Raw genomic sequence first — 16,900 nt, forward strand, 5'->3', positions numbered from 1 at the left:
TCTATGATAGATACAAGGCTTTGAGAGGGCCAAATAAGTAGGGAGGACAGAGTGACAATTGGCAGTTGAGTTATTCTAGTTTGGAATTGGAGATAATCAGGGATATTGACTTGTTAAATGTAAGCGCACCATACCTCTATATTCTAAAGAATCAAAAAGCCATAGCAGTTGCTATGGCTTTGGATAAGTTAGGTTCTAAGATAAGAAAACAGCATGTCAACTAGCCTGTTTTGATATTCTCAGGTTTAGTTCAAAGTATTTTCTTTACCGAATGTGGTGTTGATTGCATCTGGTTGTGCGTAAATAGCTGTATTTCTAAAATCGCTAGTGTTGTCTGCTGAAAGTAGGGTTTTATAACCATTGAACGTATTACTTTCGACAGTTACATTACAGGTATTGTTATTATCGGTATCCTTTATTTTCGCGCCGCTAGAATCACCAACTTTAATTCCACCCACATCACTTCCACCAGATTTAATAGTGAATGTATTGTTTGTGATTTGTGAACCAAATCGCGCGTTGTTACTGCTACAGTTAATACGAATTGCATTATTTTGGATACTGCCACTTAAACCGACAAACTCGCTACTATCTAATGTAAAGTAACCTCGAGAGAATAACCAACTTGCTTTTTTCTCGCCCAGATCATCTCCGGTAATGCCGTTTGCATCGAACTTTAGGTTTTCAAGTGCTACAGGATCTGAATCTTTACCAATTTTACCAATGATGATCGCACCAGTTTCATTATCCGAAGTACCTGCTGACTCTCTACCAAAACATCCGGCCAAATTATCATTGGCAAAAGTCATGTTTTTGATACTAGCACCGGGTGCAGTGACATCAATACAAGCATCTCCGGTAATTGTTACCAAACTAGCACCATCAAGTATAACGGCTTTGTTTAACTCGATAACGCCAGTATCAAAGGTACCTTGAGATGATAGTTCAATAATAGCGCCATCTTCTGCTGATGCAATCGCAGCGTTCACATCATCGACTGATTTAGGTTTTCCATCATCGGCATTTTCTAATGCAGAGATAACATCTTCGTCTGTAATTTCTGTTGCTGAGTAAGCTGTTTCTACATCATCTTTTTCACAGGTCATATCTAGCTGTTGCTCAGTCACTGTGTAGGTACAGTCCTTACCTTCAAAGGAAACAACACCTTCTTCTTCAGCAGTATATATTGAACTCTCAAAAGTGAAGCCATTAGCTACGTCTCCACTGTAAATGCTTAGAGCACGAGTACCTTCCTCATCATTATCAAAGCGATATGGTGAAGTTCCGCTAAGTGACTGTGCAGCAACAGCATCACCTGTCAGATCCCAATAGACGTTTTCTATAGAGTAAACTTCAACAGGTTCAACAGGTTCAACAGGGTCAGTTCCGCCTGGGTCTGTTGGAATAGGTAAACCATCACTGTTACAACCAAATAATAAACCTGTCGAAAGAGCAACAGCTGTGGCGACTTTAGAAATTTGCATAAAATATTCTCTTTATGATATTAAATCCATATGTAAATCACATAAGAAGTAGATAATGAATAGTCGTTAAATATTTAATAGGATGAAACTAACGTTAATTAGAACATCCTATTATTTAAATAAAGTGCTTAAAATATGCCCCAAAAATTTACAAGAGGAGAGGGGTATTTTATAAATTGACTATTTCTAATTAGAATGAGTAAGCAACACCAACACGGTATTTTGCTTCGCGATCTTTAGAAGATGAGCTGATATCAGAAGACCAAATCTCAGCAAAAGGTTTCCAAGAACCGAACTTGTAGTTTACTTTTAAGCCAGCATCCCATTCCCAGTCATCACTATTATAAAGAAGTACGTTATCCAAAGATTTTACATAGTTTGCTTCGTAAGAAAGACCAAGCTTCGGTAGAGACTCAATTTTATATGCACCTGTTAGCGTTATTTTGGATTTTTGAGCTGATTCTAAACGTTCGCCAGTTTCTGAATCCTTATCACCAAACTGTGTATGGTTGCGGAAATCAGCATATTCATGACGGTAACGAATAGCGGTTGTTAAACCCATGTCTGCTTTGTAGCCAACGCGGAATTGTGGTTTGTAAGTGACTTTTTTCATTTTCCAGTCACCATCGTTAGAATTAGGCTCATCCCAATCCCAAGCAATAGGCATACCCAATTGTAGATACCAATTGTTATCTATTTTGTATGTCGCAGTGTTATCGATTTCCATACCATAGATGTACCAATTGCCACCGTAAAAACTCTGGCTGTTCGCTGATTTAACTTCGCCAGAATCTGCGTCGTAGTAAGAATCGTCAGTATGGAATTTAACTTCAAGGCCCGTTGAGTGCTTCCACTTATCTGACAGTTTAAAGCTTTCACCTAGCTTCACTCGGTGTTGATGGCGAGCGTCTACGTGAGCCGTGTCGCCATTTGTTTTTGTATAATCCGTCGCAGCACGATACTCGTAACGATAATCAAGAGATGCACCAGTAGCTGTGCCCGCTAAAAGAGTACATGCAACAGCTGCAGCAAATTTTGTAACAGAATTCATACCTTTGTCTCACTATTATTTTTTTATTCTGGATACATCCAATGTACCCGTGGCTCACAAACCAATACCTTACATGGTATTAAATTAATGTATGACAAATATGGTATTTATTATTGAGTCAGATTTCTGTGAGATCTATCAAAAAGTTCTGACTAATGGCCCAAATATATAGCTAAATGTTATGAATATCTCAATTTAGGGCTTGTGTATTAAATCAATCATGACGTACTTCTCATATTCACAAACCTTAGAAACTCACTTTTTTGCATGTGTTAAAATAATACAAATATTAAGTGTTTCTATATGTTAATAATGATGATTTTAACCATCGTGGCTTAAACATAGGGAGCATGTTGAGAGGCATAAATATAAACCATAGCCAGATGTTTAATAAAAGTTAAAAAATGGCTAAATGTAAATTCTATTTATCGGTTGGCTTATTTAAGTCGAAGAGAAAATATTTAGTACTAATTCGTGTTCAAAAGTGGTTTCTGTACTGAGTGTGTACTCGGTATCTGTTAACAATAAAGGATGAGTCATGTTTAAGAAAAACATATTAGCAGTGGCGCTATTAGCGACTGTACCAATGGTTACTTTCGCAAATAACGGTGTTTCTTACCCCGTACCTGCCGATAAATTCGATATGCACAATTGGAAAATAACTATACCTTCAGATATCAATGAAGATGGTCGTGTTGATGAAATAGAAGGGGTGGCAATGATGAGCTACTCACATAGCGACTTCTTCCATCTGGATAAAGATGGCAATCTTGTATTTGAAGTGCAGAACCAAGCGATTACGACTAAGAACTCGAAGAATGCACGTTCTGAACTGCGTCAGATGCCACGTGGTGCAAACTTTTCGATTGATACTGCTGATAAAGGAAACCAATGGGCACTGTCTAGCCACCCATCTGCCTCAGAGTACAGCGCGGTTGGTGGAACGCTGGAAGCGACATTAAAAGTCAATCATGTCTCTGTGAACGCTAAATTCCCAGAGAGATATCCAGCTCATTCAGTCGTTGTTGGCCAAATACACGCTAAGAAACACAATGAACTGATTAAAGCGGGAACAGGGTATGGACATGGTAATGAACCACTGAAGATCTTTTATAAGAAGTTTCCTGATCAAGATATGGGTTCAGTATTTTGGAACTATGAACGTAACCTAGAGAAGAAAGATCCTAACCGTGCTGATATTGCTTACCCTGTTTGGGGCAACACTTGGGAAAACCCAGCAGAACCGGGTGAAGCGGGCATTGCACTAGGCGAAGAGTTTAGTTACAAAGTGGAAGTAAAAGGTACCATGATGTATCTAACGTTTGAAACAGAGCGTCACGATACGGTTAAGTATGAAATCGACCTGAGTAAAGGTGTCGATGAACTTGACTCACCAACGGGCTATGCTGAAGATGATTTTTACTATAAAGCTGGCGCATATGGCCAGTGTAGCGTAAATGACACTCACCCTGTTTGGGGCCCAGGTTGTGCTGGCACTGGCGATTTCGCGGTCGATAAAAAGAATGGCGACTACAACAGTGTTACTTTCTCTGCTCTTATGCTTAACGGCAAATAGATACGGAATAGAGCAGGTAACAAGTTAGCTCAATCAAGCATTTTTAATGGCCACTTAGCTCAATGTTAAGTGGCCTTTTTTTATTCGAGCCTTTGTGTATGGCACTTGTGTTTGTTCGTGCATCTAACATATCAAGACGGCTGGTTGCTCTTGATTAATGTCATATGCGGTCTGATTATCGAGGTTTGTAAATGGCTCTCACTTAAGCTATTGAGCGTTAGTTAACCCAAGGGGGGTGATTAACTCAAAACTAGAATCCATCCAATATAAAACAAAACAGCCTTGTCAGAAGACAAGGCTGTTAATCAAACTGCTTAGAGCTTAGAGCTTAGAGCTTAGAGCTTAGAGCTTAGAGGGTACGACGGCGTTTAGTCATACATCAACTCATTGGCTTTGTTTGCATCAAACTCTTTCAAAGACTTGCGTGCCAAGTGTCTAAACGGAAATGCTTTGACTATCTCTTCAAATGGCTGGACTGCAAATGCCCAAAAGATAGAGCCATCTAAGCCGAGGATAATCAACGCACACAAAGGGATTGAAATAACCCACTGGCCAGTAAAATTAATTTTAAATACAGCGGTTGTCTTGCCCAGTGCTCTCAAAACGTTTCCGTGAACAGTATTGTAGCCACGAGCAATCGGTAAGAATATGTAGAGCGGAGCAATAACAGCTAATGCTTGATAGGTTGAAGGATCTAAATCTGGGTAGATGTCTCCAATTACTACGCTCAATCCAGCAAATAGAACCGCGCAAATAATAGAAACACCCACAGCAACATCAATACTGGTATCAACGTTTTTGGCGAGATCATCCATTTTTTTGGACCCGATCGCTTGGCTGATCGTAATAGCTGAAGAATGAGCCCAAGCAGTAATGAACTGAGAGCCAGCTCTGATCCAAGGCATCACTAAGGTAATCGCTACATAGGCGTTTATATTGAGCTGCGAGTACAGCAATTGGTAAATGGTCGCACCAATTAATAACATGGTTACATTTGCGGCGACCGGGAATATTTCAATAAAGTGGCGTCGAACGTTTGTAATGAATTCAGATTTTTGAGCACTTAGCTTGAGTGATAATGTTGAACTTAAATGAACACACAGAGCCAAATAGAGTAAGCGTATGGTGATTGCAATAATGCTACCTAGTGCAGCGCCTTGAACACCAATGCCTTCAAACGTTGAAAAGCCGTGAATAAGCACATAAGAAAGTACGGCGTTGATCGGCAGTTCAATCAAGTAACCTTTAAAGGGTACTTTAGTTCTTCCTAGTGCATTAAAAAGAGCGATGATGACTTGTGTTAATGCGGTGAAAATCACCAGATATTTAGAAATATCAAGATAGCGACTGATTTCTAATTGGAGTGCGTTATCGTCAGTTAAGGCTTGAATTAGAGGCTGTTCGAAAAAGGTTAATAGAAACCAAAATACCGTTGCTATGCCCAGGTTAATGAACAGACCTGCCCAAAATGCTTTTGAAAGAGAAGCTGCGATACCAGAGCCCACAGCACGGCTGAGTACCAGTTGTGTACCATTTGCCAGTGCCATTTGTATACCTAGCACGAATGCAACAATGGTTGTAGCAATCCCCATTGCTGCGAGTGGAATTTCTCCAAGTGGAGAAACAAGAAGCGTGTCGATCATCAACATCGACTGCATCAAAATACCATTCAAGGCTAGGGGCCAAGCGAGAGAGAAGTTTTTCCTTACGTACGATTGCGAAGACACAAACAACACCTTATGTGTATATAACCGTAAGTTTTCTCTGAGATGACCTGAGTTCAACGTATAAAGATGAAACACTACGGTAATTGATGGTTAAACAAGACTGAGAGCCAAAACAAGATTGATTGTTTAAGCAAAACTAATCGTAAAAGTAAAACTGACGGCTAGGGCACCGTAGACAGTCGAATATGAGTTGATTCGTGTCTAATTAGAAATCTAAACACAAATCAGCTCAAGTAAACTTCGGTTATGCGAACGCTAATTCAACCTTAGATAATTTTTGGTTTTCATCATCAAGTAATAATTGAGAGGCTACACGTGCCTGCTTGGCATTGCCTGACATGATCGCATCGTATATTGCTTTATGCTCTTCTAAACAGAAGCGACCACCTTCTGCTGAATGGTCGATAAACTGTTTGAAGATTGTCGACAAGATGTTTGCGAACGGGATGTAAAACTGGTTGCCAGTCGATAAGAAGATCGTCTGGTGAAATAGGTGGTCGTGCGTTGTCCACTCTTCATAGTCATAGGCGTTAGCCGCTAGAGTCATTTTTTGGAAAAGAATAGAGAGTTCTTTACGCTGCTCGACGGTTGCGTTGGTTGCCGCCAATGCACATGCTTCTGGATCTATCGCTTTTCTTAAACCCAAAAATTGAGACAAGAAAGGTTTGGTGTCTTCTAAATCTTGAATCCAATAGAGTAATTGCGGATCTAAGAAGTGCCATTGTGTTCTCGGTTTGATACGAGTGCCAACTTTGGGCTTTGATTCAATGAGTCCTTTTGCAGAAAGCAGCTTGGTGGATTCTCTAAGGGCAGTTCTGCTCACTCCAAAGATCTCGCACAGCTCCATTTCGCTGGGTAACTTCTGATTTTCTTCTAACTCGCCAGACAAGATCTTACGAGCAATTTGTCTCGCCACTTGAACATGAATTCGGCGGCTTGAATCTTCCACCAATGTAAATATTGACATTTAAACCACCTGAAATTGAAACTTTAAAAAAACAAAAAAAACCAGACGAATCTGGCGTTTTTATGTCAGTGTATACGTCTATGTTGTGTGAGGTTTTCCCTCATCTACTAAGGTCTTTGACCAAATGTAATGCGCTTATATAACTGTGTGATCTTATTAGCTTCGCGACTTTATATCGCTCTGCGATCTTATTAACTTTGTGACCTTGCTAAAACTAATTTTGCTCGCCTTTTTAATTAGGGATCTAGGGCGCTATTTGTCCGCCGTTAACATCCAGAATTTGCCCTGTGATGTAACCGCTGCAAGCATGTGAGGCAAAGAAAGCAAAAGTAGGTGCTACTTCTTCAATACTGCCAAAGCGACCCATAGGGATATTGCTAGCAATGGTCGACTTTAGCTCATCGCTTTTGCCATCATGAAATGCGGTATCGATAGTGCCTGGTGAAACTATGTTGAAACGGATATTGTCTTTAGCAAATTCTTTTACCCAGTTCCGATGGATATCGTGTAACCAAGCTTTCGATGCGGCATATACACCAGCACCCACACCACCACCTTCACGAGCAGCAATCGAACCCGTGCTAATAACACACGATGTTTGGCCAGACTCTGCGGCAGACGCACGTAAGTGAGGAATAGAGAATTTGGTTGTCATTAACGCAGAACGAACATTTAGGTTCATTACTCGTTCATAAAATTCGTCATCGATATTTTCTAGGTTGGCACGACCGCCAAGACCGCCTGCGTTATTGATCAACACATCCATCCCACCGAAGTGTTCGGTGAACTCGTTAACTAATTTTTCGCAATCCGATGTTTCCATCAAGTTCGCAGGGAAAAATGCAACATCGCCACCAAGCTCCTTGAGTTCGGCAAGAACGTCATCAACTTTTGGGCTAGAAGCACGACTATTGATACCAATTTTTGCACCATACTTTGCGAAAATACGTGCTGTAGCTAAGCCCATACCAGCAGTAGAGCCAGTAATTAGAATGCGTTTGCCTTTTAAATCGTTAAACATCACAGTCGCCTATATTGTAGATCATTTGCGTTAATAAATCATACAATAACACTTGCAGTATTCAAGGATAGTCATCTCAAAACTGATCATCAACGACATAAATAGTGAGAGTAAGAGTCGTTTTGTGAGTTTGCGCATACAAAAAATGGTGTAAATAAGAACCATTTGTATGAATAAATGTTTTTAATTAGTTTGATGAACTAAATACTTATAAAATTCATAAAATCTTCGCTAGCCTATATCATTCGTGACCTCACGTTATTCTTATACTTAGTTGGTGCAGATATAAATCAGTGCTATAGTCCGAGTTAAATAATACATATCTAATAAGTAAGTAGACACATGGCTGGCTCTTTCAATTCGATTTCAGGCTCTAAGCGAAGCCTTCATGTGCAAGTTGCACGTGAAATCGCACGTGGTATTTTGTCGGGCAATTTGCCTCAAGGCTCTATCATTCCTGGTGAAATGGCTCTGTGTGAGCAATTTGGAATTAGTAGGACTGCATTAAGAGAAGCGGTTAAGCTTCTTACTTCAAAAGGCCTACTAGAATCTCGACCAAAGATCGGTACTCGCGTTGTTGACCGTGCGTTCTGGAACTTTTTAGACCCGCAATTGATCGAATGGATGGATGGTTTGGCAGATACAGACCAATTCTGTCATCAGTTTTTGGGCTTACGTCGCGCGATTGAACCAGAAGCATGTGCATTGGCTGCTCAGTTCGCGAGCGCTGAACAACGCATTGAACTGTCGGGCATTTTCCAACAGATGGTAGAAATATCAGGTGCTGAAGAGTTTAACCAAGACAGTTGGCTAGATATTGATATGAAATTCCATAGCCTCATCTTTAATGCAACAGGTAATGACTTTTACCTTCCATTTGGCAATATCTTAACGACAATGTTTGTTAACTTTATTTCTCATTCTTCAGAAGAGGGAAGTACGTGTATTAATGAACACCGTCAAATTTATGAAGCAATCATGGCGGGTAACAGTGATAAAGCTCGCCAAGCTTCTGCAAGTCATCTATTAGATACTAACCACAGATTGCCAGTAGCAAGCTAGCTTAGTGTTTTGGGTGAGGTTTCAACTCTAAGGTCTTAGCCGTTTCTATCGAGCGTTGCTCTGGATACCTAGTGGAGTCAACCTAAAATTGCTGTTACTACAGACAGTTATCTATTGAAAGCACGTTTAATACGTGCTTTTTTTACATCTAAAATTGATGAAAACTTGACCGATGTCCAATATTTAGTCTTATGTGCGTTGTTTTGCTAAAACCGCTAGTAACCAGCATTGTTAGTTATATAATAATACTAATCAAATTAATGCGAGTGTGATTATATGCCTCAGTCTCTATTGCCAAATATTCTTCAGTTCATCGGTCAGATAGACCCTTTTGATAAGATCCCTAAAGAAGCGCTTCGTGACCTCGCTTTTAATGTTCAGATTACCTATCTAGCCAAAGGGGATGTCGTCGATCTATGCGAGTCAGGAAAAGAAAAGTCGCTCTATATCATTCGAACAGGATCTATGGAGCAAAGAAAATCGGACGGTGTGCTTCGTGCACGGTTAGGCAGTGAAGATCTGTTCGGCTTCACGTTCTTAGATTCTGAAGTTAATGATGATAAAGGCTATAGAGCTGTCGCAATTGAAAACACCTTACTTTATGTTATTCCACACTCGGCGCTTCAAACACTTTTCAAAGCTTTTCCAAGTTGTGCTGAGCATTTTGCTTCACAGGCCCAAGTTCGTTTGAAATCGGCACTGGATGTGGTTTGGTCAAACAAAGAGAAAGGTTTGTTCATTCGTAAGGTTGAAGAAGTCGCAAGCGGACAGGTGGCAATTGTTAAGTCCCAGCAAACCATCCAATCGGTCGCGGTTGAAATGCTTCATCAACGCTCACCCTGTGCGGTAATTTATGAGGATGAGTCGATTGTAGGCTTAATTACTGACCGAGATATGACTAAGCGAGTGATCGCTCATGGTGTCAGTACTGATAGCCTTATTTCTGAGGTGATGACGCATTCTCCTCTTACGGTTAAACCGGACGATTTAGTGCTACACGCCGCGTCTATTATGATGCAGTTTAATATTCGCAACTTGCCGGTTGTGAAAGAGAACAAAGTCATTGGGCTTCTTACCACGTCTCACTTGGTTCAAAACCATCGTGTTCAAGCCATTTTCTTGATTGAGAAAATCAAATACGCGGGCAGTGTGAAAACCATGTCTTCATTTACCTCGGAACGACAAGCTATATTTGAAGCGCTGGTGGAAGGTAAAGTTGCACCGGAAACAGTGGGTAAGGTAATGACCATGATTATGGATGCCTACACCCGCCGATTAATTCAGATAGCAATTGACAAGTTAGGCCCACCACCTTGTGACTTTTCTTGGATTGTTGCGGGTTCTCACGCTCGCAATGAAGTACACATGTTATCGGATCAAGACAGCGCGATTGTACTTTCTGACGATGCAACCGACAGTGACCGTATTTATTTCAAGCATTTAGCGATGATGGTAACAAATGGATTGGCAAGTTGTGACTATCCGTTATGCCCAGGAAAATTCATGGCTGCGACGCCAAAGTGGTGTCAGCCACTGGGTGTTTGGAAGCACTACTACAAGAAGTGGGTAGCAAACCCTGAATATGAGCGTCTACTCAATATCAGTGTTTTCCTTGAAATTCGCACTATTTACGGCAACAGTGAATTTGAGGGCATTCTTCGTGATGAGTTGCACTCCAATATTCGCAATAATCGAGAATTTTTGAGCACGTTGGTGAAAGATGCGGTGAACACTAATCCACCATTGGGCATTTTTAACAGCTTGGTGTTAGAGAAGTCGGGAGAGAACAAGAAAACGCTCAATGTGAAGAAATACGCGATTAACCTGATTATCGATCTCGCACGTATATATGGGCTAGCCGTTGAATGTGATTTGTCTGCAACCGACGAGCGTTTTGCAGCTGCGAACGAGAAAGGTATGCTCAGTGATGACGCGTTCAAGAACATTCTGGGTGCGTATCAGTTCATTTTATCTTTCCGATTTGGTCATCAACTTGAAGCTTTGAAGAATGGGGAGGTACCAGACAACAACATCAACCCTGATAGCTTTGGTAGCTTTGAACGTAAGCACTTGAAAGATGCCTTTAGGATCATAGCTGATCTCCAAGAGGCGGCGAAGATTCGTTTCGGAGCGCGCTAATGAGAGCATTGTTAAATTATTTTCATCCGCTTGAGCGAGTCAAGCGCAAGCGAAAGCAATACCTAAATACGGTTAAACTGCCTGAAGCATTACACGATCTTGTTGAACAGCCGTGTCCAGAGATGGCGGATTTGGCTAAAGATAGTGAGTATATTGTGTTAGATCTTGAAACGACGGGCTTAGACAGTGAACAAGATCTGATTTTATCGATGGGGTGGGTTGATGTGGTTAAGGGGCGAATTGATTTGGCATCTGCCAAACACATTTATCTTAACAACGACTCTCAGATCAACGCCGAAACCGCGGTTATTAATCACATTACGCCGCAAATGTTGGAAGAGGGCGCGTCAATTCATGATGCCATGCTGACCTTTTTTGAAGCCGCAAAAGGTAAAATCATTGTTGCGCACGCTTGTGTTGTAGAAGAGAAGTTCATTAGTCAATATCTACTTCGATGTTACGGATTGAGAACGGTGCCTTTGCTTTGGTTAGATACATTGTGTATTGAAAAATCTATGGAGAAAGCGATCAGTAATCATGAAGAGGTAGATTTAACTTTGGCAGGCACACGTGACAGGTATGGTCTTCCTGAGTATAACAGCCACAATGCGTTAGCTGATGCAGTTTCAACAGCGGAGCTATTTTTGGCTCAACAGAAACGAGTGGTCCCAAATGATGAAGTGACACTATCATTTTTATATAGGATCAGTCACTAGGGAAGCCATTTGTTCCCTTATTTGAATCATTGTTGACTGAACTGATTTGAAAGCATAAAAGCCAGCGATTATGCCTGTCTCTTATACACAAATCCCTAAGCTATGCTTAGGGATTTTTTTTGAACTATTTTGAGGTTCTATGATCTGATCATCTAAGCAATGACAAGGATGATTATCATGACCTATATAGAGCCAACCCTTTGGGCACAAAAACAGTTCGGTCAAGCCCACCTTAATGACCCAAGACGTACTCAAAGACTCGTTGCTCTCGCAGCTTCACTGGCCGAGCAACCTGGCGTACCTGTCTCGAAACTCATTATCTCACCGGCTGAAATGGAAGGGGCTTATCGCTTCATCCGTAATGAGAAAATCAAAGCAGAAGATATCGCAGAGGCAGGGTTTTATGTCACTGCGCAAGAAGCGTTAAAGCAACAAACACTTCTTGCCTTAGAAGACACGACTTCTCTGAGTTACGCCCATCGCAGTATTCGAGATGAACTCGGACACTCCAATCAAGGCAATCGACATCGAGCGATGTTCGTACACTCTACCTTACTTTTTGCGCCCGACACTCAATCTGTGATTGGTTTAATTGAACAACAGCGCTGGACTCGTGATATAGAAAAGCGAGGTCAAAGACACCAGCATGCGACTCGACCATACAAAGAGAAAGAAAGTTATAAGTGGGAACAAGCCTCTCGCTATGTCGCTGAGCGACTTGGCGATAAAATGTCGGATGTCATTTCGGTGTGCGATAGAGAAGCCGACCTCTTTGAATACCTCACTTACAAGCGAGAGCAACAACAAAGATTCCTCGTTCGTTCCATGCAAAGCCGCTGTATTGAAGAGCATGATAATCGTCTTTATAGCTATGCATCTACTCTGTCATCAGCCGGGGAGAAAGTGCTCGAAATACCGCAAAAAGGCGGTCGCAAAGCTCGCAAGGCTCATTTAGATATTAAATATGCCCCCGTGACACTCAAGTCTCCTGCAAACAAGAAAGAGTTCGATAACATTCCGCTTTACTACGTGGGATGTATAGAACAAGGAGAGAATAACGATAAGCTAGCCTGGCACTTACTGACTTCGGAGCCGATAACGAGCAAAGAAGAGGCCCTCAAAATGGTCAGTTATTATGAGCGGCGCTGGCTAATAGAAGATTTTCATAAAGTCTGGAAAAGTGAAGGGACTGAAGTTGAGCAACTGAGAATGCAGAGTAAAGATAACTTAGAAAGGCTCAGCGTCATTTTAGCTTTTATCGCGACTCGCTTACTCCAGTTGAGGTTCATGAATGAGTCCGATGAGTTATCTAAGACCAGTTGTGAGCAGGTATTAAAAGGCAAAGCATGGAAGTTAATGTGGCTAAAGTTGGAGAAAAAGCAGCTGCCGAAGGAAGCGCCCAATATATCATGGGCTTACAATGGTATTGCTCGGTTAGGTGGCTGGAAGAATACCAAGCGAACGGGTCGCGCTTCCATAAAGACGTTATGGCAAGGATGGTTCAGGTTACAAACCATCCTTGAAGGGTATGAACTCGCTAAGTCTCTTGATTAACCAGACTTGTGATCAAGAGACAGGCGATTATGCTGGCTTTTGTTTGGGTCTTAGAAAATTAGGCAGTTATCATCTTAGACTTTTCATATAGGGAACAGCTTAAAAGCTGTAAGTAATACCTACACGGCTACGTAGTTGACGGCTTGAGTCACACACCGTATCACTTGTACATTGAACGTTGCCGAATTCTACGTATGGGCGCCAGCTCCAATCTGCTTCTTTGTAGCCGATCTTCATGTTGTAGTCCCACTCGTACTCGCCGTTGTTACCCATTTTCCATTCGTCATTAAAGAAATCTTCTTTGTAGTTTGCTTCAAAGCCAAACTGCCAAGCGTTCCAGTTGTAATCGATATTACCCGTAATTTTACCGGCATTTAATGAGTCGTGTTGCTTACCATCAAGGCCTGTTGAAGTTTTACCTGATGCATAATTGCGGAACTCATGGCGGTAACGAAGTTTCGTTGTTACACCTGAATCAAATTTGTATTGAACACGTACTTGCGGTTTGTAAGTTACCGCTTCATCACCGAAAGTAATCGGCATTGAAGTTGTTACACGCCAGTTGTTATCGAATTTGAAGTGGTAGCCGTATTCAAATTCGTTATCACCACGTTGAAGTTCGCTTAGGTTACCCTTGTGCTTCATTTCTACGCCGTAGTAATGATTACCTGTGCTACCACCAATTTTCACTCGACCAGCCCATTCTTCCGAATCGTGCTTGTACTCTTCACGAAAATCTAGTGATGCCGCAGACACGCTGCCTGCAAAAAGAGTTGCTAATACTGCAAGCGTTACTTTATTCGTTTTTATCATTTTATTGTTTCCACTGTATCTAAATAAAAAATGGTTAATAAAGGACCAACGTTGAGCCCTTTGTTGTATTGGGATTAAAGTTTTGGGTAAAGTCGTTCTACGTCGCGCTGAGCCCATATTTCCGCTAAGTTCTTTTTCATTGTGAACTTGCTAAAGTCTGTCTCAGTTGCCAGTTTCACCATTCAGGGTTTTCCCTAGCAACGCCGGCTTTTAGGTAAAGCGGAGTTATACGCTCAATGCGATGACGTTTGTTTTCGTGTGTAGGGTTACTCTTTATTTTGAATTAAAATACTACAAATATGCTAGCGATTAGAATGGTGAGGTTCTGTGAATTAGATCGTGTTGTCATGATAAAACCACTATTTACAAAGGGTTACAAAGTTAGGGTTTAAATTAAACCTTTGTTTTTTTAATGGTTATTTTTCAGGTTATGTTGATTTTCTGAGTTTTTGTCTATCAATAAATGTGCGCTACAGCAAAAAATTGAATCTTTAGTTGTCATTTTTATTTGTAATACATTATTATTTACTAACTTTATGTAGTAACACATATCGTCAGAACGTTAAATAGATGCACATGCATCTGTATGGTTTTAGGTAGTGATTCTGTCGGTTAGTTTTAAGTGACTACCGACGTGAATGGATGAACTTATGGTTCATAGCTGCATTGGGATGATGGTTTTAAGGCTAAGGCTTTGTTTAAAAGCGAAGATAGTTTAAAAGCGAAGATAGTTTAAAAGCGAAGATAGTTTAAAAGCGAAGATAGTCTAAAAGTTAACATACCTAAAAGTACGATGTATTTGCCGTGAGGGGATAAAAAGCCTCAATCAAAAAAGGTTTGAAGTGTAGTAGGCAAGGCAGTTACACAGCCTGCTATAGAGATCGGAGTTAGAACGATTGGATATAGTCGCTCTAAACTGATGAAAAAGAAGAAATCGTTGAAGTGCTTGTAAGAGCATTTTGATTATTGCTCCCAACTATTCTAATTATAACTTCTGCTTTCCTTTAGAAAGGTAGGAGATGGTAGTGAAGATCTACCTTTGCGCTCATGTTGATACAGGCAACATGAGCGTTTTTTTTTGCCTAAAATTTGTATTGATCGTTTGATCTACAGATACAGACTATCGATAAGAAGGGCACCCACTGATTCATTCAGTAACCGTGAATGATGTATAGAGCGATTAAGTTTTGAGGTTTATGACCGCACGTTCAAGAGATGCGGTCTGTTCTACACCGATGTTGCGGAGGCGGCATTCTTTGAAGCGACCGTTACGTTAGCGAGTGTAAGGTGTTTAATCGAACTTACGTTGTCAATGATTTCTGATGTAACATCGCTTTGTTCTTGCATTGCATTGGCCACTTCTAAACTGTTGTTTAGAATCGTTTCCATATCCTTGATTACTGATGTGAGTCTTGAGTGCGCTTTTTCACAAGAGTTGACACTGCTATCGCCTTTTTCACAACAGTTTTGAATTGTATTAACAACCGTTTGGGTTTGGTCTTGAACCCCTTGAATAATATTGGAGATCTCTTCAGTAGAAAGCTGTGTTCTCCCTGCTAAGGTTCTCACTTCATCAGCCACTACTGCAAAACCGCGCCCTTGTTCTCCAGCACGAGCTGCTTCGATTGCTGCATTGAGAGCGAGGAGGTTAGTTTGCTCTGCAATGTCTTTAATGACTTCTAATACGGTATTGATTTTTTCTGAATGAACAGAGAGGCGATTTACTTCTTCGCTGGCGCTTACTAGGTCAGTCGAAAGAGTATTGATGGTGTCTCTGGTAAATGCGACGTCATTCAAGCCTTCATTAGCCGTTGCGAAACTGGTTTGTGCATTGGATGATGCGTTGTCACTATTTATCGCAACACTTTGGATATTACTGCCCATCTGGTTTATCGCGGTCGCAATGTTTTCTGTTTGTAGCTGTTGTTTGTTTAAGGCGCTTTCAACGTGCCTTCCGTCGTGTTGTAGCTGATTTGAAATATTACCTAGTTGTTGGATAGATCCTTGTACTTGCCCAACAAGCTGACGAATATCTGACAGTACAATATTAAAAGCTTTCGCAATATCAGCAATTTCATCTGAACCGCTCTCTTCTGCCTTTACGGTAAAGTCGCGTTGTTGGGAGACCACAAGCATCACCGAGTTCAATGATGCAATTTTTTTCGCTACACGTGATGAAATACCAAATGAAAGTGCGAGAAGCATTACTGCTACGGTTATTAGGGAGCTAATAATGAAAGTGGTAATGGTTTGTTGAATCGACTCTACTTGTTCTTCCAGGCGGCGTTCAACAGCCGTGAATATCGAAATGATGTCTTCAAACAATGTTTTCATTTCTGATTTTAGCCCCGCCACTTGTGTTGGGTCTCGATCAATGGCGTTTATCATCAAAGAAAAATCTTTATTGTATTGTTTAACTTCCATTTTCAGTTTGTCTAACTCTGAAACGACAATGTCTGATTCATCAAGTAGAACAGAAAAACTTCCCATCAATTTCTGAAAGTTTGAGTATTCCTTGGTGAATACTGGCTGAAGTGATTGATCGTGGCTGATCAAAAATTCTAATTCTGTTCGATTAAGTTGCAGCATAGAGACTTCAAGCGACTTAACTTTGATCAGCGTTTTCTCTAACTTAATCAGTTTGAGGTTTGCCATTTCAGTGAATGATACAACAATCATCAGTGACAATATGGACAAACAAGTAAGGCTAAATAGGGAGGTTTTAATTTTCATGGACGGGCACCAAAGCAATATGACTCAATAACGTATTTGAAATCGCGTTTCTCTCGT

At 40.9% G+C, this 16,900-nt stretch carries 11 protein-coding genes and 1 pseudogene; 5 read left to right on the plus strand and 7 right to left on the minus strand.

Features of this window, described 5'->3' with window-relative positions:
- Positions 1-245: 245 nt before the first annotated feature.
- Positions 246-1,484 (minus strand): right-handed parallel beta-helix repeat-containing protein, encoded by a 1,239-nt coding sequence (locus OCW38_RS06405; protein WP_261895480.1) that lies wholly within the window; start codon positions 1,482-1,484, stop codon positions 246-248.
- Between the two features lie 190 nt (positions 1,485-1,674).
- Entirely contained in the window at positions 1,675-2,535 is an 861-nt protein-coding gene (locus OCW38_RS06410) for an oligogalacturonate-specific porin KdgM family protein (RefSeq protein WP_016768622.1), read from the minus strand.
- 538 nt (positions 2,536-3,073) lie between these two features.
- Between OCW38_RS06410 and OCW38_RS06415 the strand changes: the two genes are divergently transcribed.
- Positions 3,074-4,111 (plus strand): polysaccharide lyase family 7 protein, encoded by a 1,038-nt coding sequence (locus OCW38_RS06415; RefSeq protein ID WP_016768623.1) that lies wholly within the window; start codon positions 3,074-3,076, stop codon positions 4,109-4,111.
- 368 nt (positions 4,112-4,479) lie between these two features.
- Here the strand turns inward: OCW38_RS06415 and OCW38_RS06420 are convergent, their stop codons facing one another.
- The 3 genes from OCW38_RS06420 to OCW38_RS06430 form a co-directional block, all read right to left on the minus strand.
- Positions 4,480-5,847 (minus strand): MATE family efflux transporter, encoded by a 1,368-nt coding sequence (locus OCW38_RS06420; protein ID WP_080572738.1) that lies wholly within the window; start codon positions 5,845-5,847, stop codon positions 4,480-4,482.
- Positions 5,848-6,082: 235 nt separating this feature from the next.
- Complete coding sequence (locus OCW38_RS06425) at positions 6,083-6,805, minus strand: FadR/GntR family transcriptional regulator (RefSeq protein WP_010438380.1); 723 nt, start codon at positions 6,803-6,805, stop codon at positions 6,083-6,085.
- Positions 6,806-7,049: 244 nt separating this feature from the next.
- Positions 7,050-7,826: an SDR family NAD(P)-dependent oxidoreductase gene (locus OCW38_RS06430; RefSeq protein WP_016768624.1), complete on the minus strand. Its 777-nt coding sequence runs from the start codon at positions 7,824-7,826 to the stop codon at positions 7,050-7,052.
- Positions 7,827-8,168: 342 nt separating this feature from the next.
- On the opposite strand from OCW38_RS06430, the gene OCW38_RS06435 reads away from it, so the two are divergent.
- The 4 genes from OCW38_RS06435 (at position 8,169) to OCW38_RS06450 (ending at position 13,297) form a co-directional block, all read left to right on the plus strand.
- Positions 8,169-8,888 (plus strand): FadR/GntR family transcriptional regulator, encoded by a 720-nt coding sequence (locus tag OCW38_RS06435; protein ID WP_010438385.1) that lies wholly within the window; start codon positions 8,169-8,171, stop codon positions 8,886-8,888.
- Between the two features lie 276 nt (positions 8,889-9,164).
- Positions 9,165-11,027 carry a DUF294 nucleotidyltransferase-like domain-containing protein gene (locus OCW38_RS06440; protein ID WP_010438388.1) on the plus strand — a complete coding sequence of 621 codons (1,863 nt, stop codon included), beginning with the start codon at positions 9,165-9,167 and terminating at the stop codon, positions 11,025-11,027.
- A complete protein-coding gene (locus OCW38_RS06445; RefSeq protein WP_010438390.1) occupies positions 11,027-11,743 on the plus strand; it encodes a 3'-5' exonuclease in 717 nt (238 codons plus the stop codon). The genes OCW38_RS06440 and OCW38_RS06445 overlap by 1 nt, the downstream gene beginning before the upstream one ends.
- A 177-nt stretch (positions 11,744-11,920) precedes the next feature.
- Positions 11,921-13,297 carry an IS4 family transposase gene (locus OCW38_RS06450; RefSeq protein ID WP_261894103.1) on the plus strand — a complete coding sequence of 459 codons (1,377 nt, stop codon included), beginning with the start codon at positions 11,921-11,923 and terminating at the stop codon, positions 13,295-13,297.
- 99 nt (positions 13,298-13,396) lie between these two features.
- Here the strand turns inward: OCW38_RS06450 and OCW38_RS06455 are convergent, their stop codons facing one another.
- Together OCW38_RS06455 and OCW38_RS06460 are read right to left on the minus strand one after the other, a co-directional pair.
- Entirely contained in the window at positions 13,397-14,110 is a 714-nt protein-coding gene (locus OCW38_RS06455) for an oligogalacturonate-specific porin KdgM family protein (RefSeq protein WP_010438391.1), read from the minus strand.
- A gap of 1,180 nt (positions 14,111-15,290) precedes the next feature.
- A pseudogene (locus OCW38_RS06460) lies at positions 15,291-16,843 on the minus strand (methyl-accepting chemotaxis protein).
- Between the last annotated feature and the right edge of the window lie 57 nt (positions 16,844-16,900).

The sequence above is a fragment of the Vibrio cyclitrophicus genome (assembly GCF_024347435.1).
GTDB lineage: Bacteria > Pseudomonadota > Gammaproteobacteria > Enterobacterales > Vibrionaceae > Vibrio > Vibrio cyclitrophicus.

Bases quoted from the DNA above. Each gene is read 5' to 3' on its own strand.
- OCW38_RS06405 (WP_261895480.1), bottom strand. From the start codon at position 1,484: ATGCAAATTTCTAAAGTCGCCACAGCTGTTGCTCTTTCGACAGGTTTA.
- OCW38_RS06410 (WP_016768622.1), bottom strand. From the start codon at position 2,535: ATGAATTCTGTTACAAAATTTGCTGCAGCTGTTGCATGTACTCTTTTA.
- OCW38_RS06415 (WP_016768623.1), top strand. From the start codon at position 3,074: ATGTTTAAGAAAAACATATTAGCAGTGGCGCTATTAGCGACTGTACCA.
- OCW38_RS06425 (WP_010438380.1), bottom strand. From the start codon at position 6,805: ATGTCAATATTTACATTGGTGGAAGATTCAAGCCGCCGAATTCATGTT.
- OCW38_RS06430 (WP_016768624.1), bottom strand. From the start codon at position 7,826: ATGTTTAACGATTTAAAAGGCAAACGCATTCTAATTACTGGCTCTACT.
- OCW38_RS06435 (WP_010438385.1), top strand. From the start codon at position 8,169: ATGGCTGGCTCTTTCAATTCGATTTCAGGCTCTAAGCGAAGCCTTCAT.
- OCW38_RS06440 (WP_010438388.1), top strand. From the start codon at position 9,165: ATGCCTCAGTCTCTATTGCCAAATATTCTTCAGTTCATCGGTCAGATA.
- OCW38_RS06445 (WP_010438390.1), top strand. From the start codon at position 11,027: ATGAGAGCATTGTTAAATTATTTTCATCCGCTTGAGCGAGTCAAGCGC.
- OCW38_RS06450 (WP_261894103.1), top strand. From the start codon at position 11,921: ATGACCTATATAGAGCCAACCCTTTGGGCACAAAAACAGTTCGGTCAA.
- OCW38_RS06455 (WP_010438391.1), bottom strand. From the start codon at position 14,110: ATGATAAAAACGAATAAAGTAACGCTTGCAGTATTAGCAACTCTTTTT.